Source organism: Pseudomonas sp. KH_024_B2 (assembly GCF_057839965.1).
This window is the reverse complement of record NZ_CM174502.1, coordinates 5,500,355-5,517,998: the sequence shown is the minus strand read 5'-3', so window position 1 is coordinate 5,517,998 and position 17,644 is coordinate 5,500,355. Positions and strand designations below refer to the sequence as shown.

The following is a 17,644-nucleotide window of genomic DNA, read 5'->3' as shown; positions in this document are numbered from 1 at the left end:
CTTCTATTGACGTCTGGAACACACAGAAATGGCCGTGTGCCCGGAAGATGCCGATAACACTGCGGGATCGCCGCGCGTTTCAGCCTGAGCTCATAAACCCGCCGGGGGATGACTGGCGATGAATCTTTCGATTCTACACCGCTGGCGCCAGGAAGGAATGCCGGGAAGTGTTGATCCTGTGGTGACGGGGCGTGCGGGATGACGACTGGCAGGTATCACCCTGTATTGAGTGCCTGTTGAGTCTTGTGGCAGATCAATGCGTTCACTCCAAGTCCTGCAACGCTCAGCGTCAGGAAGCCAAGGGCCAGAGTCGTGGTCAGGTCCTCGGGCGCCAGGTTGATCACCGAGCTGATCACACCGCCGAACATGAAAATCAGCATGGCCCCGACCGAGGTGGAGGCCCCGGCATTCTCTGGATAGAGACTCATGGCTTTGGAGTTGACGATTGGCCTGGCAATGGTAGTTCCAATGGTGCAAACCAGCATGGAGATCAACACCGTAGCCGCTGAGAGACCGAACTGGTGAGTCAGCCACAGCATGACCCCGCCTGAAACGGCGATCAGGCCCAGGCCGATAATGATCTGGGTACTGGCTTGCAGGTATCGATGCAGCACGCTGGCTAATATTCCGCCGAGTACATACGCCACGCCATACAGCAACAACGCCCAGGCGAATTCATACGGCGAGAGCGCCAGACGCTCCATGAAAATGATGGGCGAAGAAACGATGAACGAAAAATGACAGGCGAAGGCCAAGGCCGAAATCAACCAGTAACCCATGAAGCGTACATCCGAACATAAGCGCCAGTAAGCACTGAAGAACCCCCTGTGTGGTGCCATGTGGGCAGTTGGGATTTCCTTGAGCCGCCGGTAGGCGTCGAGCCAGACAATAACCGCCAGTGTGATGAATACATAAAAACTGCCTTGCCAGCCAAGGTGCGATTGCAGCCAGGTTCCCAGCAGTGGCGAAATTGAAATAAACACTCCGCCCCACGTCACCATCCAGATCCTGAGGCGCTCCCGTTCACGACCGGCGAATAGGTCCTGTATCAGCGCCTGTGACAACGAAAATGCCCCGCAACCAATCGCCTGAACCATGCGAAACACCAGAAACCAGCGGTAGTCGCTGGCGACCACGCAGCCAGCCGCTCCAATTGCCGCGATAGCAATGCCTCCCAGCAGCAGCTTCTTGCGGCCCCACATGTCCGACAGAGGCCCGACCAGCATTACGGACACCGCTAGGCTGACGGCGAACAGGCTGACGGATAAGGCAGCGTCCGGCGGCGAGATCTGGAAGTGGCTGGAGAGGGCAGGGAAGGAGGGCAGGACTACGTCGAGAGGGAAAACAGCGAGCAGTGTCATGGTCATCAGCAGCAGGATGATCGATGACTTTTCTCTGGAGTGTGTGATGTAAGTCATCAAACAATGCGCTCGATCCATGAGGGGGAGACGAGGATTGATTTGATGAGGGGGCAAGTCAATACGCGTGGCGCGGGACCATTCTGAAACTGTTGTAGGAGCGAGCTGACTCGCTCCTACCGACAGGGAGCTGTTAGCTGTTAGGCAGCAACCGGCAAGTAATGCTCTTGATGTAACGCGTTTCGGCAATCGCCGGGTGTACCGGATGGTCCGGGCCCTGGCCGCCGCGTTCGAGCAACTGGATATTGCGGTCCAGGTGGCGGGCGCTGGTCAGCAGGATGTTTTGCAGATCGTCTTCCGGCAGGTGCATGGAGCACGACGCGCTGACCAGGATGCCGTCCTTGCTGAGCAGGCGCATGGCTTGCTCGTTCAGACGACGGTAGGCGCCTTCGCCGTTTTTCATGTCTTTCTTGCGTTTGATGAACGCCGGCGGGTCGGCCACGATCACGTCGAAGCGCTCTTCGCTGGCTTTCAGTTCTTTCAGGGCTTCGAACACATCGCCTTCGATGCAAGTCATTTTGTCGGCGAAACCGTTGAGCGCGGCGTTGCGCTCGACGCCGTCGAGGGCGAAGGCCGAAGCGTCGACGCAGAACACTTCACTGGCGCCGAACGCGGCCGCTTGCACGCCCCAACCGCCGATGTAGCTATACAGGTCCAGTACGCGTTTGCCTTTGGCATAAGGTGCCAGACGCGCGCGGTTCATGCGGTGGTCGTAGAACCAGCCGGTTTTCTGTCCCTGGATGACTGGCGCTTCGAACTTCACGCCGTTCTCTTCCAGCGCAACCCACTCCGGCACCAGGCCGAAGACGGTTTCGACGTAACGATTGAGGCCTTCGGCATCACGGGCGGCGGAGTCATTCTTGAATAGAATGCCGCTTGGCTTGATCACTTGAGTCAGCGCCGCGATCACGTCGTCTTTATGGGCTTCCATGGTCGCCGAAGCGATCTGGACCACCAGGATGTCGCCGAAACGGTCGACCACCAGACCCGGCAGCAGGTCGGAATCACCGTAGACCAGACGATAGAACGGCTTGTCGAACAGGCGATCGCGCAGGGACAGGGCCACATTGAGGCGGTGCACCAGCAGCGACTTGTCCAGTGGCAACTTGATGTCGCGGGACAGCAAACGCGCGCAGATCAGGTTGTTCGGGCTCATGGCGACGATGCCCAGCGGCTTGCCGCCGGCGGCTTCCAGAACAGCTTGATCGCCCGCCTTGAAGCCGTGCAGTGGGGTGGCGGCTACATCGATTTCGTTGCTGTAGACCCACAGGTGACCGTTGCGCAGGCGACGGTCGGCGTTGGCTTTGAGACGCAGGCTTGGCAGGGACATGACGTCGCTCCGGAAAAAAGAGCGGGAGTATAGCGTGTTGTGCAGATAATGGCCGCGCGGGGCGATGTACTGTAGGAGCGAGCATTATAAGGGTTAGAATCGCCGATCAGCCCAGAGTGCGTACTTATGCCCCAAGAGCTTTCCGCCGAACAGATTCAGCAGGCCCTGCAGGGCATCAGCGTGCCGCCGCAGCCGCAAATCATGGTGGATTTGCAGATGGAGCAGTACATGCCCGACCCGGATTTGGAGGTGATCGCCCGGTTGATCTCCCAGGATCCTGGCCTCTCCGGTGCGCTGCTGAAAATCGTCAATTCGCCGTATTACGGCTTGAGCAACAAGATTGCCTCGATCCAGCGTGCGGTGAATCTGTTGGGCAGCCGCTCGATCATCAACCTGATCAACGCGCAGTCGATCAAGGGCGAGATGAATGACGCAACCATCGTTACCCTGAACCGTTTCTGGGACACCGCTCAGGACGTGGCGATGACCTGCCTGACCCTGGCCAAGCGCGTCGGTTCGCAGGCGGGGGACGAGGCTTACGCCTTGGGTTTGTTCCACGACTGCGGCGTGCCGTTGATGCTCAAACGCTTCCCCGACTACATGACGGTGCTCGAAGCGTCTTATGCCAATGCCAGCGCACAATGCCGCGTGGTGGACACCGAGAACCGGGTGTTCAACACCAACCATGCCGTTGTCGGTTATTACACCGCGAAGTCCTGGCGCCTGCCGGAGCATGTGACCAACGCCATCGCCAATCACCACAATGCGCTGGCGATCTTCAGCGATGAGTCATCGCGCAACAGCCAGTTGAAAAACCTGCTGGCAATACTGAAGATGGCCGAACATATTTGTGCCTCGTACCGGGTGCTGGGCAATCAGGTCGATGACCACGAGTGGAGTAGCATCGGTCACCTGATACTCGATTATGTCGGTCTTTCGGACTACGACTTCGAGAACCTGAAAGAGTCGATTCGCGAGTTGGGCGCTCATCGTTGAGCGTCGGCTATTTTCTGATCCGAGAGCGTCATGCCTGAATTACCTGAAGTCGAAACTACCCGGCGCGGTATTGCACCGCATCTGGAAGGCCAGCGCGTCAGCCGCGTGATCGTCCGTGACCGCCGCTTGCGCTGGCCGATTCCGGAAGACCTCGATGTGCGCCTGTCCGGGCAGCGCATCGTGACGGTCGATCGGCGGGCCAAGTACCTGCTGATCAATGCCGAGGTCGGGACGCTGATCAGTCATTTGGGCATGTCGGGGAATTTACGGCTGGTGGAAGTCGGCCTGCCGGCGGCCAAGCATGAACATGTGGATATCGAGCTGGAGTCGGGCCTGGCCTTGCGCTACACCGACCCTCGGCGTTTTGGGGCGATGCTCTGGAGCCTCGATCCGCTCAATCATGAATTGTTGATTCGCCTGGGACCGGAGCCGCTGACTGACCTGTTTGACGGCGAGCGGCTGTTCCAGCTCTCTCGCGGGCGCTCCATGGCGGTCAAGCCGTTCATCATGGACAACGCAGTGGTGGTGGGCGTGGGCAATATCTATGCGACTGAAGCGCTGTTCGCTGCCGGCATCGACCCGCGACGCGAGGCCAAGGGCATTTCCCGGGCGCGATATCTGAAACTGGCCATCGAGATCAAACGTATCCTCGCCCACGCCATCGAGCGCGGCGGCACGACCCTGCGTGACTTCATCGGCGGTGACGGTCAGCCGGGCTACTTCCAGCAGGAATTGTTCGTGTACGGTCGTGGTAATGAGCACTGCAAAGTGTGCGGAACGGGTCTGCGAGAGGTTCGTCTGGGGCAGCGCGCCAGCGTCTATTGCCCGCGTTGCCAGAGCTGAGTAAACCGCACGGTCTATAGTGAGTCTTTGTCTGCTTGCCGAAGGACCGTGCCATGAACCCGTTTCGTACCCTCACCGCCGCGCTGATCTTGAGTGTTGGCCTGCAAACGCTGCCAGCCCTGGCGTCTGACAGCGGCAGCGGTGACCCGAGCTATACCATCCAGAACCCACCGGCCTTCGCCATGATCGGTGACCTGTTGATCGCCCGGCCACTGCTGGTTGTGGCGACTGTCATCGGTGCGGGGGTGTTTGTCGTGTCGTTGCCGTTTACCGCGTTTGGTGGCGGGATCGGCGAGGCGGGGCAGGCGCTGGTGCTTGATCCGGGCAAAGCGGCGTTTGTGCGCTGTCTGGGATGTACCGGGGAGGGGTATGACCAGCGGGAGTAAGTAATAGTTGTGCCAGCCTTGAGATCATTCGCGGGCAAGCCCGCTCCCACAAGGACACTGTAATACCTGTGGGAGCGGGCTTGCCCGCGAAGACGTCCTGACAGACACCGCAAACATCCGAAACTTACACCTTGCCAGTAATTAGCTTGTACTTGGCCATCAACTGTTCTTCGGTTTCCGGATGGGCTTCATCCAGCGGGATGCAATCAACCGGACAGACCTGCTGGCACTGCGGTTCATCGTAATGGCCGACACATTGGGTGCACAGGTTCGGGTCGATCACGTAGATCTCTTCGCCTTGAGAGATGGCGGCGTTCGGGCACTCGGGTTCGCAGACGTCGCAATTGATGCAATCGTCGGTGATGATCAGGGACATGGGGCACTCCTGCCAGGGCGGCTGGCCCAGGCATATGAAAACTAATACTGCAATTGTGCCGCATTGGCGCCCGCAGTGCACGCGGGCGCGATGGACTGTCCCTGGCTACTTCTTGAAGCGCTCGGTCAGGGCTTCAGCGACGATCGGGTGGACGAACTTGGTGATATCGCCGCCCAGGGCTGCAATTTCACGCACCAGCGTCGAGGAAATGAACGAATAACGCTCGGACGGCGTGAGGAAAAGGCTTTCCACATCCGGCGCCAATTGACGGTTCATGTTAGCCAGCTGGAATTCGTATTCGAAGTCCGAGACCGCTCGAAGGCCTCGCAGGAACACATTGGAGTTCGTTTCCTTGGCGAAGTGCGCAAGCAGCGTGGAGAAACCGACGACTTCAACGTTCGGCAAATGTTTGGTGACCTCGCGGGCCAGCTCCACACGCTGTTCCAGGGGGAATAGCGGGTTTTTCTTCGGGCTGGCAGCGACGGCAATGATCACATGGTCGAACAGGCGCGCGGCGCGTTCGACCAGATCGCCATGGCCCTTGGTAATAGGGTCGAAGGTACCTGGGTACAACACTCGGTTCATCGCGTCGTCCTGGCGGGAGTCCGTTGGGGACTCGGATGGTATCGCAGCCTTCCCGGTCGGCCAAGTCGCCTTTGGGGTAAGAAAGCACTATAGACGCTACAAATAATGTGCTTTTTCACGCGGTTTTTAAACGTTCGGCCAGTGAAGTCGCCAATTGCGCCGTCAGTCCGTAGACCGACAACTGCGGGTTTGCGCCAATGCTGGTGGGGAAAAGCGAGCCATCGTGGATCGACAGATTGCTCAACTGATGATGCCGGCCGAGGCTGTCGCAGACGGCATTTTTCGCGTCTTCGCCCATGGCGCAACCCCCCATTACATGAGCGCTGCCCAGGCGCGTGCGATACAACTCAAGGCTCAGACCGTCGATCAAGGTGCGAGCTTCGGCCAGGTTTTTTACAAAACGGGCATCGCTGTGCAGGGGCATGACTGCTTTTGCGCCGCCGGCGAACTGGATTTCAGCCATGCTGTGGAAGGCCCGACGCAAACCGTCCCAAGCGTAGGGCGACACCTGATAGTCGAGCACTGGCGTGCCGTCACCGCGTAATTCGACACTGCCGCCGGGGCTGTCCGGGTGAAATCCGTCACGCAGTAGCGCGAGCATGGCGTGGGTGTGGGGCAGTTGTTCCATGCGCAACGCATTGTCTGAGCCGAAACCGCCGAACAAGGTACTGGCCAGCGCCGGGTGCAGCGGCGGTACTTCCAGTTTGTAGGACATCTTGCCGGTGGTGCCATCCTGCCACTGGAAGTGGTCGGAATAAATCGACTGGGGCGCGCCGTAGAACGGGTTGATCACCTCGTCGAAATGCCCGGCGGACATGTTTACCAAATGCAGGAAGGTCCGTTTGCCGAGCCGCTCATTCGGGTCGGGTGCCCTGGAGCGCAGCAGCAAGGCCGGGCTATTGATGCCGCCGCCCGCCAGCACATAGTGCCGCGCTTTAACGGTGATGCTGCGCCCGGTCGGCGCGACGCAGCGTGCGTCCATGGCCATGCATTGCAGGTCGGTGACCTTGTCGTCCTTGATCAACAGGCGCTGCGCACGGGCCAGATACAGCAGTTCGCCGCCTTTTTCCAGGGTGGCCGGAATGGTGGTGACCAGCATCGATTGCTTGGCGTTGGTCGGGCAGCCCAGGCCGCAATAACCGAGGTTCCAGCAACCGCGCACGTTGCGCGGGATCACGTGCCAGCTGTAGCCGAGCTTTTCGCAGCCATTCTTGATCACATCGTTATTGGCGTTGGGCGGCATCATCCAGGGCGCGATACCCAGGCGCTGCTCCATTTTCTCGAACCAGGGCGCCATCTCGGCGGGGCTGTGGCCTTTGACGTCGTGCTCTTTGGCCCAGTGTTCGAGGGTCGGCTGCGGCGTGCGAAAACTCGAGGTCCAATTAATCAGCGTGGTGCCGCCGACCGCGCGGCCTTGCAGGATGGTGATCGCGCCGTCCTTGCTCATGCGGCCGATGCCTTCCTGATAGAGGCTGGCGTAGGCTTGATCTTCGAGCATCTTGAAGTCGCTGCTGGTCTTGAGCGGGCCTTCCTCGATCAGCAGCACTTTGTAGCCGGCGGCACTGAGGATTTCTGCCGTAGTGCCGCCGCCGGCACCGCTGCCGATGATCGCCACGTCTGCTTCCAGCGTCAGGTCCTGCTCCAGTTGTGAGCCGTCATACGTTTTCCAGCCACGGGCCAGGCCCTCGCGAAACAGATCGGGTACGGGCATCTCAGGTTCTCTTGTTGTTATGGATTAAACGCAGGTGGCCGCTACGCGGCCAATCGCGAGCAAGCTCGCTCCCACAAAGGGTTACGCGGTCCCTGTGGGAGCGGGCTTGCCCGCGATGGGGGCGACACGATTTCAAACTGTAGGTGGCCCCGGATACCCGCAGTGCGCCCATGACTGCGCGCGGCCATACCAGGCCATCATCACCAGTTGCACAAGTGAGCTGTGGCCCATGCGCAGCAGGCTCAGCGAGCTGTTTTCCCAACGCTTGAGGAAGTGCTGGATGGCATCGCTGCTGGCGTTTTCCCAACGGCCCCAGATTCCGCTTAACGGCCCACGGGTGACTGGCATGGCGAGCACGTCGAACAGTTGCCGGGTCAGCTTGAGCATTTCCGGCGACAGGTGATCGAGGCTGCGATCCAGGCTTTGCAGGGTGCCGTCGACGGCTGCAGGCATTTTCTCGGCGGCCACCGCACCCTTGAGCATCACCGGAATCAGTGCTCGCAGAAATGGCAGGTCGCTGCTGCGCAGGATCGCGAAACCGTTGGCCGGAGTGTCGGCCGAGCAGCCGCTGAGACTGGCGCCAAGCCCGACAGTGGCCAGAAAGGCGCTGGCGCACAGGCTGAACTTCAACAGACCGCGTCGTGACAACTCAGGTGATTCAGACAGGCTTGGGTTCATTATTGTTATTACCCGACGGCAGTATGGTTAGCGGATAAACAGCTTCTGAATCAGCTTCTGGATCGATTTGCCATAAGGCGGATAAATCAGCTTCGCCGCATTCAGCCGCTGCTTGGTCAACACACCCTTGGCCTTGCTGAACGTCAGGAAGCCTTCATGGCCGTGGTAATGGCCCATTCCCGACGCGCCGATGCCGCCGAATGGCATATCGTCCTGAGCGACGTGCAGCAGCGTGTCGTTGATGCATACGCCACCGGAGTGGGTCTCGTTGAGCACGCGGCTTTGTTCGGCCTTGTCGTAGCCAAAGAAGTAGAGCGCCAGCGGACGCGGCCGTTGGTTGACGTAGGCAAAGGCTTGATCCAGGCCGGTGTAGGGGACGATGGGCAGCACCGGACCGAAGATTTCGTCCTGCATCACGCTCATCTCGTCGTTGACGTTCAGCAACAGGCTGTGGCCCATGCGGCGGCCCTGGCCCTGATCGAACAGCGGAATCAGCAGCGCGCCCTTGCTGGTGGCGTCGCTGAGGTAGCCGTTGAGCCGTGCCAGTTGTCGATCATTGATGATTGCGGTGTAGTCCGGATTATCCGCAAGCCTGGGATAAAACCCGCGAACGGCCTTGCGATAGGCTTCGACGAAGGCGCCAACGCGGTCCTCCGGCACCAGCACGTAATCCGGCGCGACGCAGGTTTGTCCGGCGTTCAGGGTTTTGCCGAAGGCGATGCGCTCGGCGGCATCCTTGAGCGGCACGTCGGCGGAGACGATGGCCGGGGATTTGCCGCCTAACTCCAGAGTCACGGGTGTCAGGTGTTCTGCCGCCGCGCGCATCACCTGTTTGCCGATGCTGGTGGCGCCGGTGAACAACAGGTGATCGAAGCGCAGTTTGGAAAAAGCCATGCCGATCTCGGCTTCCCCCAACACCACGCAGACCAGGTCTTCTGGAAAGACCCGAGCCAACAACGCCTTGAGCAATTGCCCGGTGGCCGGCGTCGATTCGCTGAGCTTGAGCATCACCCGATTACCGGCGGACAGCGCGCCGACCAAGGGGCCGATGGCGAGGTAAAGCGGATAGTTCCACGGCACGATCACCCCGACCACGCCCAGCGGCTGATAGATGACCTTGGCCGAGGCCGGCTGGAAGGCTGCGCCTACTTTGCGTCGGGACGGTTTCATCCAGCCTTTGAGGTGTTTGCTGGCGTAATGAATGCCGTGAAGGCTGGGCATCAGTTCGGCGAGCAAGGTTTCGTCGGCGCTGCGGTGGCTGAAGTCCTGGCTGATGGCGTCGATCAATGCCTGGCGTTCGTCGCTCAACACCTCGCGCAAGGCCTTGAGCCATTGCTGACGTTGTGCCGCCGGCGGCATCGGGTTGGCGGCATAGGCCTGGCGCTGGGCGGCAAACAGTCTGTGGAGCTCATCCAGTTGCGGTTGAGAGTCTTGCAGGTAGGCAATATCGGCGGGCATGGATGGCTCCGGGTTTTATTAGAATAGTTTGTTTTTAGAGTTAATGCTCTATAAAGTCAACTATCATCATTCGCCAGCTTTGATTTATCCGATCGGGGATAGGTCGTAAGATGATCGGTAACGCACTCTGAATTAAAGCCCAAGCCCATGGCCCCACGGATAAAAACCAGCGAGCGCATCGTCCAGAACAGCCTGGAGCTGTTCAATCAGCAGGGCGAGCGCAGCGTCAGCACCAACCATATCGCCGCCCATATGGAAATTTCCCCGGGCAATCTGTACTACCACTTCCCCAACAAGCAGGCGATCATCGCGGTGCTGTTCAGTGAGTACGAAAGCCTGGTGGACAGTTTTCTGCGCCCGCCCCAGGGTCGTGCTGCCACGGTCGAAGACAAGCGTTATTACTTGCAGGCGTTGCTCGCCGCCATGTGGCGCTACCGGTTCCTGCATCGGGACCTTGAACACCTGCTCGACAGCGACCCGGAGCTGGCCGCCCGTTACCGGCGCTTTTCCCAGCGCTGCCTGATCCAGGGCACGGCCATCTATAAGGGGTTTGTCGAAGCCGGCATCCTGAGTATGGACAGGGTCCAGATCGAGTCCCTGACCCTCAATGCCTGGATCATCCTCACCTCTTGGGTGCGTTTTCTCTGCACCACGCGGGAAAATTCCACGCATCTGAGTGAAGAGGCCATCAAGCGTGGGGTCTATCAGGTGCTGGTACTGGAAGCCGGTTTTGTCACGGATCAGGCGCGGGCAGCAGTGAATGCGCTGTTCGAAGAGTTTTATGTGCCGCTGGCGCAGGCGCTGGAAGAAGTGCAACAGGATCAACCACAGAGTTAATCACAGGAGCCCGCTATGCCCATTGCGCAATTGATCAGTCCTCAAGCTCTGGACCAAAAAAAAGAGCAGGCCGGGTTGGTGATTCTGGATTGTCGTTTTGCCCTGGAAGACCCGGACTACGGCCAGCGCAGTTATGCTGAAGGGCATATTGCCGGCTCTTCTTTCGCCGATCTGGAGCGTGACCTCAGCGGCCCGGTGATCAAGGGTGTGACCGGGCGCCATCCTTTGCCTGATCCTGAGAAACTGGTTGAGCGCTTGCGGACCTGGGGTGTCAATGCCGACAGCGAAATCGTGCTGTATGACGACGGCCCCGGCGCATTTGCCGCGCGGGCCTGGTGGCTATTGGCCTGGCTGGGCAAGCGCGATGGTGTATTCATTCTCGACGGCGGCTTGAAGGCCTGGCACGCGGCTGGTTTGCCGTTGAGTCTGGATCCGCCTGGCACTTCGCCGGGCAGCTTTAGCGGCACTCCAGACAACTCGCTGCTATTGAGCACCGAACAACTGCAACAGCGCCTCGGCCAACCGACTCTGACCTTGCTCGATGCTCGTGCCCAGCCACGTTTCCGTGGCGAGGTGGAGCCGATCGATCCCGTGGCCGGGCATATCCCGGGCGCACAATGTGCGGCATTCAACGAAAACCTGGGCAGTGACGGGCGCTTCCTGCCGGCTGACCAACTCAAACAACGTTTCGCCGCGAAGCTGGCGGATCGCTCACCCACTGAGCTGGTGGCGTATTGCGGTTCCGGCGTGACGGCTTGCCATAACCTGTTTGCGTTGTGTCTGGCGGGGTATCCGCTGGCCAGTTTGTACGCGGGATCGTGGAGTGAGTGGATTACCGATCCCCAGCGGTCGGTTGTGAAGGGCGATTAAAATGTGGGAGCGAGCTTGCTCGCGATGACGGAATAACATTCAGCATCAATGTTGACTGACCCACCGCCATCTCGCGAGCAAGCTCGCTCCCACAAAAGCACAGCAATACCCTGTGGGAAGGGCCGGGCGACGTTCGCTTGCCCGCGAATGCGGTCATAAGATCAACCCATCAAACCGGCAATTGCCCCATCATCCAGCGCAACAAAAAGAACACCAGCAACCCGCCGCCAATGGTCGCCAGCAGATGCCGGGTCAACGCGGCAATGCCGATCGCGACCAGTCCCGCCAACAAATACGCGTTGCTCAGGTTCAGCGCCCAATGCTCACCATCGGGCAGCAACATGCCCGGTACCACAATGGCTGTGAGTACAGCCGTCGGCACATAGTGCAAACCCTGGCGCACCAGTGGCGGGAAACTCAGATTTGGCCAGGCGAACAAGCTGTAGCGCAGCATAAAGGTAATCGCGGTCATGCCGAAAATCAGCCACCAGTAACTCATGAGTGCAACTCCTTGCCCGTCTGAGCGCCCAACCCTCGACGTTCCAGCACTACACCTACGGCGATCCCGCTGAACGCGGCGGCCATCAGCCCGAGTTTGTAGGGCCAGCTATAGGTCGCCAGCGCCACGGCGCCCGCCGCCAATGCTGCAGCCACCTGCGGTTTATTGCGCAGCAACGGCACGACGATGCCGATAAAGGTCGCCAGCATGGCGAACTCAAGGCCCCAGCTGGCCAGATCCGGCACGGCCTGACCGAACAGCACGCCCACCAGTGAACTCGATACCCAGCACACATACAGTGAGCTGGCGACGCCCAGCCAATACCAGTGCGCCAGCGGTCGATTGCCGTGCAGCAGATAAAAGCCTTGAACCACCGCGAAGGTTTCATCCGTCAGCCAAAATGCCAACAACACCCGCCAACGCTGCGGCAGCTGGCTGGCGTGGGGCTGCAAGGTGGCGCTGTACAGCACATGGCGCAAGTTGACGATAAAGGTCGTCAGCAGAATCACCACCGCACTGGCGCCCGCGCCAAACAGGCTGATGACAATGAATTGCGCGGAACCGGCGTAGACGAACAGCGACATGCCGACCGCCTGCCATAGCGTCAGGCCAGCGGCACCGGCCAATGTGCCAAAGAACAGCCCGAACGGCAGAATGCCCACGGCCATGGCAAAGCTGTCGCGGATACCTCGGGAATAAAACTGTTTGCGGGTCATCAAGACTCTCCTTGTTGCCCGCATCTTAGGTAGTTGGATGGCGCCCGTCTTGAACGATCTTGCGCGGCTCCCTAAAAAATCGACTGTTTTTATGCCGAACACATACCTGTGGCGAGGGAGCTTGCTCCCGCTGGGCTGCGTAGCAGCCCTAAAATCTGCAATCGCATTTTGTCAGGTAATACTCAGCGGTTGGCCTTACGGCGCGCTTCGCGCCCGAGCGGGAGCAAGCTCCCTCGCCACAATTGATCGTCTGGCCGTAGATTCAGGGTAACTGCCGGGCACTGCTTGCTTGAACTGCCGGCTCAGATGACTCTGGTCGTGTGACCCCAGCGTTCACAAACGCCATCGCGGCCCTGCGCCTGTCAGCCATTGCGGAATGCGCCGCTCAAGGTAATAGCCGGGGCTGCGCAGGGTTCCGTCGACAAAGCCGACATGTCCGCCCCTGCTCTGCAATTCAAACTGCGTGCTCGACGACAGTTCACTGGCCTCGGGCAAGCTGTGGGGCGACACGAAAGGATCGTCAGCGGCCTGAATGATCAGGGTCGGCGTGCGGATGGTCCCGAGAAAGTAGCGACTGGAGGCGCGTCGGTAATAGTCCTGGGCATCCAGAAATCCGTTTAGCGGCGCGGTGACCCGGCCGTCGAACTCCCAGAAGGTTCGCATATTGTCCAGCGAGCCGAGCCTGTTCAGAGTCGCCAGGCCCTCGTGGTGGCCGTCATGCTGGAATCGTCGTTGCTTGTTTTTGATGTAGGCCAGCATCTCGCGCATGAAATGCGCCTGATAGAACCTGGAAAAGCCCTGGCTGATACGGTCGGCACAATGGTCGAGACGAAAGGGTACCGACACCGCCACTGCGCCTAGCAGCTCGCTGTTGTGGCCGGCTTCTCCCAGATGCTTGAGCAACACATTACCGCCCAGCGAGTAGCCGACGGCATACAACGGAGCCAATGGCCGCTGGGAGCGCAAATGCCTGATCGCCGCCGCGAGGTCTTCGCTGACGCCGGAGTGATAGCTGCGCGGCAACAGGTTCGGCTCGCCCGAGCAGCCGCGCCAGTTCAGCGCCGCACTGGCCCAGCCTTGATTCGCTAGTGCCTGTTGCAGCCCGGCCACATAGGGCGAATTCGAGGAACCGGTCAGCCCGTGCAACACCAGCACCAAAGGCGCAGCAGGGCTATGGGGGCCATGCCAGTCGAGGTCGAGGAAGTCGCCATCGTCAAGCCACAATCGTTCACGTTGCCGATCGAGATGGGTGGTTTTACGCCACAGCGGACCCCACAAGGTTTGTAGATGCGGGTTGCCTAGGCCCAAGGCGGGGGTGAAGCGATCTGACAGTGTGGGCACGGTTATTCTCTGTGCAAAAGTGCGTACGCGGTACGCAGCTTTTTTCAGGGCAGTCGATTAACCCACTGTCTCTGCCATCCGTTGCCATAACGCGTAGTGGACCCGCCCGGATTTTTGTTCGCGGTGGAGGCGCCAGCCAGTCGGAAGACCGAGGGTCGATGGCGCCGTTTCGCTTTCAGTATAGATCCACGCTCCGTCAGCCAGCCACTGACGTTCTTCCAGTAATGCGCAGGCGACGGGCAGCAGGTTCTGGTTGAATGGCGGATCGAGAAATACCAGGTCGAACGCTGTCGCCGGCTGGGTTTCCAGATAGCGCAAGGCGTCGGCGGTTTGCACGTGACCGGTGGTGCAGCGCAGGGTGCCCAGATGCTCGCGCAGGCTGGAAACGGCGAGATTGCTACTGTCCAGTGCCTGACCCATGGCGGCGCCACGGGATAGCGCTTCGAGGAACAGCGCGCCGCTGCCGGCGAACGGGTCGAGCACTTTGGCCCCGACGACGTAGGGTGCGAGCCAGTTGAACAAGGTTTCGCGGACGCGGTCCGGGGTCGGGCGCAGGCCCGGAGCATCCGGGAAGCTCAGGCGACGACTACGCCATTCGCCGCCGATGATGCGCAGATGACCAACGCCGTTATGGACGTTGTGAGCGGGTTTTTTGCTGGGACGCGATGGGCTGGCCATTAATGCTCCGGAACCCCGAGCGGTTGCTCGGCAGGTTTGTCAGTAGGGGCCGGTAACGGCTTTTGTGGAACGGTTGGCCCGGCGCTGACGATGACCATCTTGTCGGCGCTCAGGTGTTTGTTCAGTGCCGCCTTGACCTGGTCGACCGTCAAGCTTTGAGACTGCAGCATGAAGTCTTCAAGGTAGCTCAGTGACAGGTCGTAAAAACCCATGGCGCCCAGTTGACCGACAATATCGGCATTGCTGGCGGTGGACAGCGGGAAGCTGCCGGCCAGTTCACGCTTGGCATCGTCGAGTTCTTTCTGGGTCGGACCGGTTTTCAGGTAATCGGCGAGAACGTCCTGGACCAGCTTCAGCGTACCTTCGCTCATCTCGGCGCGGGTTTGCAGGTTGATCATGAACGGCCCGCGGGCTTGCATCGGACTGAAGCCGGAGTATACGCCATAGGCCAGGCCGCGTTTCTCGCGGACTTCGCTCATCAGCCGCGTACCGAAACCACCACCGCCGAGGATCTGGTTGCCCAGAGACAGCGCCACATAGTCCGGATCGTCACGATCGATGCCCAGTTGCGCGAGCATCAGATTGGTCTGCTTGGACGGGAACTCGATATGGCCGATGCTCGCCTGTGGCTCAGCGGGTTGCTCGATTTTGGCCAGCGCCGGGCCTTTTGGCAGCGCGACGGAGACTTGCGCGGCAACGGCTTCGGCTTCGGCGCGTGACAAGTCGCCGACCAGTGCGATCACCACATTGCCGGCGGCATAGGCCTTGGCATGGAACGCTTGCAGTTGTGCGAGGGTGATCGGCGGAATGCTTTTCGCCGTGCCGTCGCTGGAGTGAGCGTAAGGATGAGTGCCGTACAAGCGATTCATCAGCTCGAGGCTCGCCAGTTTGCCGGGGTTTTGCTTCTGGTATTCGAAACCGGCGAGCATCTGGTTTTTGATTCGCGCCAGCGAGTCGGCCGGGAAGGTCGGTTTGCCCACGACCTCGGCAAACAGCTGCAAGGCAGGCGTGCGTTTATCCACCGTGCTCAGGCTGCGCAGAGAGGCGACAGCCATGTCTTTATAAGCGCCATTGCCAAAATCGGCACCCAAGCCTTCGAAACCTTCGGCGATCCCGCTGACGTCTTTACCGGCAACGCCTTCGTTGAGCATGGCGTTGGTCAGCAGGGCCAGACCGGGTGCGCTGCCATCCTGACTGCTGCCAGCGGCGAAGGTCAGGCGCAGGTCGAACATCGGCAGTTCGCGGGCCTCAACGAACAGCACTTTGGCGCCTTCGGCGGTTTTCCAGGTGTGTACATCCAGTGCACGGCGACTTGGTGCCTTACCGTTCAGTTCGGTCAGCGATTGCAGTTTTTTGCTCGCCTTGGCCTTGTCGAGTGCCTGGCTGGCACTGGAATCACCGGGACGGCCAAGGTAGAAAGCCAGCGAGCCGACCAGCGCGATGAGCACCAGACCGATCAAGACCAGGCGTGATTTTTTGCGCTCACTCATGAGTGGTCTCCTCGGGCAGTACATGCGCAACGCTGAGACGTTCGCGGGTGAAATAGGTGCGGGCGGCGTTCTGGATGTCTTCCGGAGTCACGCTTTTCAGCTCGGCGAGCTCGGTGTCCATCAGCTTCCAGGACAGGCCGACGGTTTCCAGTTGACCGATGGCGGTGGCTTGGCTGGTAATCGAATCACGTTCGTAGACCAGGCCGGCAATCACCTGGGCGCGGACACGCTCCAGCTCATCAGCAGTGGGAGCGGTGGTTTTCAACTGGTCGAGCAGACGCCACAGACCGGCTTCGACCTGAGCCATGGTTTTCTTTTTCTGGGTGTTGGGCGACGCGGAGAGCGTGAACAGGCTGTCGCCGCGGGTATAGGCGTCGTAGCTCGAAGAACCACCGGAGACCAGCTCTTCGCCGCGCTCCAGTTGGGTCGAAATGCGTGCACTGTAACCACCGTCCAGCAGCGCCGAGATCAGCCGCAGCGCATTCACCGAGCGCTTGTCCGCAGCCGTGGCGATGCTTGGCACGTTGAAGCCGAGCATCAGGCTCGGCAGTTGAGTCTTCACGTGCAGGGTGATCTGGCGTTCGCCGGGCTCGGCCAGTTCCATCGGGATCTTCGCTGGCGGTACGTCACGTTTGGCGATCGGGCCAAAGTAGCGCTGAGCCAGGGTTTTGACTTCGTCCGGGGTCACGTCGCCGACCACCACCAGCGTGGCATTGTTCGGCGCATACCAGGACTCGTACCAGTGGCGCAGCTCTTCGACCTTCATCCGGTCCAGGTCAGCCATCCAGCCGATGGTCGGCGTGTGGTAGCCGCTCGCCAGGTAGGCCATGGCCTTGAAACGCTCGTAGGCTTTGGACATCGGCTTGTCGTCGGTGCGCAGGCGACGCTCTTCCTTGATCACTTCGATTTCCCGGCTGAATTCGTCAGCCGGCAGGCGCAGGCTGGCCATGCGGTCGGCTTCCAGCTCGAAGGCCACACCCAGACGGTCGCGGGCCAGCACCTGGTAGTACGCGGTGAAGTCGTCGCTGGTGAAGGCGTTTTCTTCTGCACCCAGATCGCGCAGGATCAGCGAGGCTTCGCCGGGGCCGACTTTCTCGCTGCCCTTGAACATCATGTGTTCCAGTGCGTGGGACAAACCGGTCTGGCCCGGGGTTTCATAGCTGGAGCCGACCTTGTACCAGACCTGGGAAACCACCACGGGAGCACGATGGTCTTCGCGCACGACCACTTTAAGGCCGTTGTCGAGGGTGAATTCGTGGGTGGGTTGTGGATCGGCAGCCAAAGCTGAAAGGGGCAGACAAACTGTGCTGAGCAGCAGGCCTGCGGCGCGGCGGGCTAGAGCATTCATTCGTTTTTAAACCTGTTGGGCTGCCCGCTTGGTCTTAGCGTCGGCGGGCGAGAGGGTGCTAGGATACTGATCCGTTTTACTGGC

General features: G+C 60.1%; 18 protein-coding genes. 5 read left to right on the top strand and 13 right to left on the bottom strand.

Going from position 1 to position 17,644, the window contains the following annotated elements:
• Positions 1 to 215: 215 nt before the first annotated feature.
• Both AC3I0A_RS25685 and AC3I0A_RS25680 read right to left on the bottom strand, forming a co-directional pair.
• Positions 216 to 1,418 carry an MFS transporter gene (locus AC3I0A_RS25685; RefSeq protein WP_489375312.1) on the bottom strand — a complete coding sequence of 401 codons (1,203 nt, stop codon included), beginning with the start codon at positions 1,416 to 1,418 and terminating at the stop codon, positions 216 to 218.
• Positions 1,419 to 1,551: 133 nt separating this feature from the next.
• Positions 1,552 to 2,748 carry a class I SAM-dependent rRNA methyltransferase gene (locus AC3I0A_RS25680; protein WP_489375311.1) on the bottom strand — a complete coding sequence of 399 codons (1,197 nt, stop codon included), beginning with the start codon at positions 2,746 to 2,748 and terminating at the stop codon, positions 1,552 to 1,554.
• Between the two features lie 180 nt (positions 2,749 to 2,928).
• Between AC3I0A_RS25680 and AC3I0A_RS25675 the strand changes: the two genes are divergently transcribed.
• The 3 genes from AC3I0A_RS25675 to AC3I0A_RS25665 are packed head-to-tail and all read left to right on the top strand — an operon-like array spanning position 2,929 to position 4,973.
• The gene (locus AC3I0A_RS25675) at positions 2,929 to 3,744 is read left to right on the top strand and encodes an HDOD domain-containing protein (protein ID WP_489378600.1); all 816 of its coding nucleotides are present in this window, start codon (positions 2,929 to 2,931) and stop codon (positions 3,742 to 3,744) included.
• 30 nt (positions 3,745 to 3,774) lie between these two features.
• Positions 3,775 to 4,587, top strand: coding sequence for a bifunctional DNA-formamidopyrimidine glycosylase/DNA-(apurinic or apyrimidinic site) lyase (gene mutM, locus AC3I0A_RS25670; protein ID WP_489375310.1), 813 nt, complete (start codon positions 3,775 to 3,777; stop codon positions 4,585 to 4,587).
• 53 nt (positions 4,588 to 4,640) lie between these two features.
• On the top strand, positions 4,641 to 4,973 hold the full coding sequence (locus AC3I0A_RS25665; protein WP_489375309.1) for a multidrug transporter: 333 nt from the start codon (positions 4,641 to 4,643) through the stop codon (positions 4,971 to 4,973).
• Positions 4,974 to 5,097: 124 nt separating this feature from the next.
• On the opposite strand, the gene AC3I0A_RS25660 is transcribed toward AC3I0A_RS25665, so the two are convergent.
• The 5 genes from AC3I0A_RS25660 to AC3I0A_RS25640 all read right to left on the bottom strand — a co-directional run bounded on the left by AC3I0A_RS25660 (position 5,098) and on the right by AC3I0A_RS25640 (position 9,781).
• Positions 5,098 to 5,349, bottom strand: a complete 252-nt coding sequence (locus AC3I0A_RS25660; protein WP_489358198.1) for a YfhL family 4Fe-4S dicluster ferredoxin — start codon at positions 5,347 to 5,349, stop codon at positions 5,098 to 5,100.
• A gap of 105 nt (positions 5,350 to 5,454) precedes the next feature.
• Positions 5,455 to 5,934 carry a pantetheine-phosphate adenylyltransferase gene (gene coaD, locus AC3I0A_RS25655; protein ID WP_489375308.1) on the bottom strand — a complete coding sequence of 160 codons (480 nt, stop codon included), beginning with the start codon at positions 5,932 to 5,934 and terminating at the stop codon, positions 5,455 to 5,457.
• Positions 5,935 to 6,049: 115 nt separating this feature from the next.
• A complete protein-coding gene (locus AC3I0A_RS25650) occupies positions 6,050 to 7,645 on the bottom strand; it encodes a GMC family oxidoreductase (RefSeq protein WP_489375307.1) in 1,596 nt (531 codons plus the stop codon).
• 132 nt (positions 7,646 to 7,777) lie between these two features.
• Positions 7,778 to 8,323 (bottom strand): twin-arginine translocation pathway signal protein, encoded by a 546-nt coding sequence (locus AC3I0A_RS25645; protein ID WP_489375306.1) that lies wholly within the window; start codon positions 8,321 to 8,323, stop codon positions 7,778 to 7,780.
• Positions 8,324 to 8,350: 27 nt separating this feature from the next.
• Positions 8,351 to 9,781, bottom strand: coding sequence for a coniferyl aldehyde dehydrogenase (locus tag AC3I0A_RS25640; protein ID WP_489375305.1), 1,431 nt, complete (start codon positions 9,779 to 9,781; stop codon positions 8,351 to 8,353).
• A gap of 147 nt (positions 9,782 to 9,928) precedes the next feature.
• Here AC3I0A_RS25640 and AC3I0A_RS25635 point away from each other — a divergent pair, with 147 nt between their 5' ends.
• Both AC3I0A_RS25635 and AC3I0A_RS25630 read left to right on the top strand, forming a co-directional pair.
• Positions 9,929 to 10,618, top strand: coding sequence for a TetR/AcrR family transcriptional regulator (locus AC3I0A_RS25635; RefSeq protein WP_489375304.1), 690 nt, complete (start codon positions 9,929 to 9,931; stop codon positions 10,616 to 10,618).
• 15 nt (positions 10,619 to 10,633) lie between these two features.
• A complete protein-coding gene (locus tag AC3I0A_RS25630; protein WP_489375303.1) occupies positions 10,634 to 11,488 on the top strand; it encodes a sulfurtransferase in 855 nt (284 codons plus the stop codon).
• A gap of 169 nt (positions 11,489 to 11,657) precedes the next feature.
• On the opposite strand, the gene AC3I0A_RS25625 is transcribed toward AC3I0A_RS25630, so the two are convergent.
• The 6 genes from AC3I0A_RS25625 to AC3I0A_RS25600 form a co-directional block, all read right to left on the bottom strand.
• Positions 11,658 to 11,987: an AzlD domain-containing protein gene (locus AC3I0A_RS25625; RefSeq protein ID WP_489375302.1), complete on the bottom strand. Its 330-nt coding sequence runs from the start codon at positions 11,985 to 11,987 to the stop codon at positions 11,658 to 11,660.
• A complete protein-coding gene (locus AC3I0A_RS25620) occupies positions 11,984 to 12,703 on the bottom strand; it encodes an AzlC family ABC transporter permease (RefSeq protein WP_489375301.1) in 720 nt (239 codons plus the stop codon). Before AC3I0A_RS25620 ends, AC3I0A_RS25625 begins: the two co-directional genes overlap by 4 nt.
• 333 nt (positions 12,704 to 13,036) lie before the next feature.
• Positions 13,037 to 14,044 carry a hydrolase gene (locus tag AC3I0A_RS25615; protein ID WP_489375300.1) on the bottom strand — a complete coding sequence of 336 codons (1,008 nt, stop codon included), beginning with the start codon at positions 14,042 to 14,044 and terminating at the stop codon, positions 13,037 to 13,039.
• Positions 14,045 to 14,101: 57 nt separating this feature from the next.
• Positions 14,102 to 14,722, bottom strand: a complete 621-nt coding sequence (gene rsmD / locus AC3I0A_RS25610; protein ID WP_489375299.1) for a 16S rRNA (guanine(966)-N(2))-methyltransferase RsmD — start codon at positions 14,720 to 14,722, stop codon at positions 14,102 to 14,104.
• A complete protein-coding gene (locus tag AC3I0A_RS25605) occupies positions 14,722 to 16,212 on the bottom strand; it encodes a M16 family metallopeptidase (protein WP_489375298.1) in 1,491 nt (496 codons plus the stop codon). The genes rsmD and AC3I0A_RS25605 overlap by 1 nt, the downstream gene beginning before the upstream one ends.
• Positions 16,205 to 17,560: a M16 family metallopeptidase gene (locus AC3I0A_RS25600; protein ID WP_489375297.1), complete on the bottom strand. Its 1,356-nt coding sequence runs from the start codon at positions 17,558 to 17,560 to the stop codon at positions 16,205 to 16,207. The genes AC3I0A_RS25605 and AC3I0A_RS25600 overlap by 8 nt, the downstream gene beginning before the upstream one ends.
• Positions 17,561 to 17,644: the final 84 nt, after the last annotated feature.

Bases quoted from the DNA above. Each gene is read 5' to 3' on its own strand.
- AC3I0A_RS25685 (WP_489375312.1), bottom strand. From the start codon at position 1,418: ATGACTTACATCACACACTCCAGAGAAAAGTCATCGATCATCCTGCTG.
- AC3I0A_RS25660 (WP_489358198.1), bottom strand. From the start codon at position 5,349: ATGTCCCTGATCATCACCGACGATTGCATCAATTGCGACGTCTGCGAA.
- mutM (WP_489375310.1), top strand. From the start codon at position 3,775: ATGCCTGAATTACCTGAAGTCGAAACTACCCGGCGCGGTATTGCACCG.
- AC3I0A_RS25600 (WP_489375297.1), bottom strand. From the start codon at position 17,560: ATGAATGCTCTAGCCCGCCGCGCCGCAGGCCTGCTGCTCAGCACAGTT.
- AC3I0A_RS25680 (WP_489375311.1), bottom strand. From the start codon at position 2,748: ATGTCCCTGCCAAGCCTGCGTCTCAAAGCCAACGCCGACCGTCGCCTG.
- AC3I0A_RS25645 (WP_489375306.1), bottom strand. From the start codon at position 8,323: ATGAACCCAAGCCTGTCTGAATCACCTGAGTTGTCACGACGCGGTCTG.
- AC3I0A_RS25625 (WP_489375302.1), bottom strand. From the start codon at position 11,987: ATGAGTTACTGGTGGCTGATTTTCGGCATGACCGCGATTACCTTTATG.
- AC3I0A_RS25650 (WP_489375307.1), bottom strand. From the start codon at position 7,645: ATGCCCGTACCCGATCTGTTTCGCGAGGGCCTGGCCCGTGGCTGGAAA.
- AC3I0A_RS25640 (WP_489375305.1), bottom strand. From the start codon at position 9,781: ATGCCCGCCGATATTGCCTACCTGCAAGACTCTCAACCGCAACTGGAT.
- AC3I0A_RS25620 (WP_489375301.1), bottom strand. From the start codon at position 12,703: ATGACCCGCAAACAGTTTTATTCCCGAGGTATCCGCGACAGCTTTGCC.
- AC3I0A_RS25665 (WP_489375309.1), top strand. From the start codon at position 4,641: ATGAACCCGTTTCGTACCCTCACCGCCGCGCTGATCTTGAGTGTTGGC.
- AC3I0A_RS25630 (WP_489375303.1), top strand. From the start codon at position 10,634: ATGCCCATTGCGCAATTGATCAGTCCTCAAGCTCTGGACCAAAAAAAA.
- AC3I0A_RS25605 (WP_489375298.1), bottom strand. From the start codon at position 16,212: ATGAGTGAGCGCAAAAAATCACGCCTGGTCTTGATCGGTCTGGTGCTC.
- coaD (WP_489375308.1), bottom strand. From the start codon at position 5,934: ATGAACCGAGTGTTGTACCCAGGTACCTTCGACCCTATTACCAAGGGC.
- AC3I0A_RS25635 (WP_489375304.1), top strand. From the start codon at position 9,929: ATGGCCCCACGGATAAAAACCAGCGAGCGCATCGTCCAGAACAGCCTG.
- rsmD (WP_489375299.1), bottom strand. From the start codon at position 14,722: ATGGCCAGCCCATCGCGTCCCAGCAAAAAACCCGCTCACAACGTCCAT.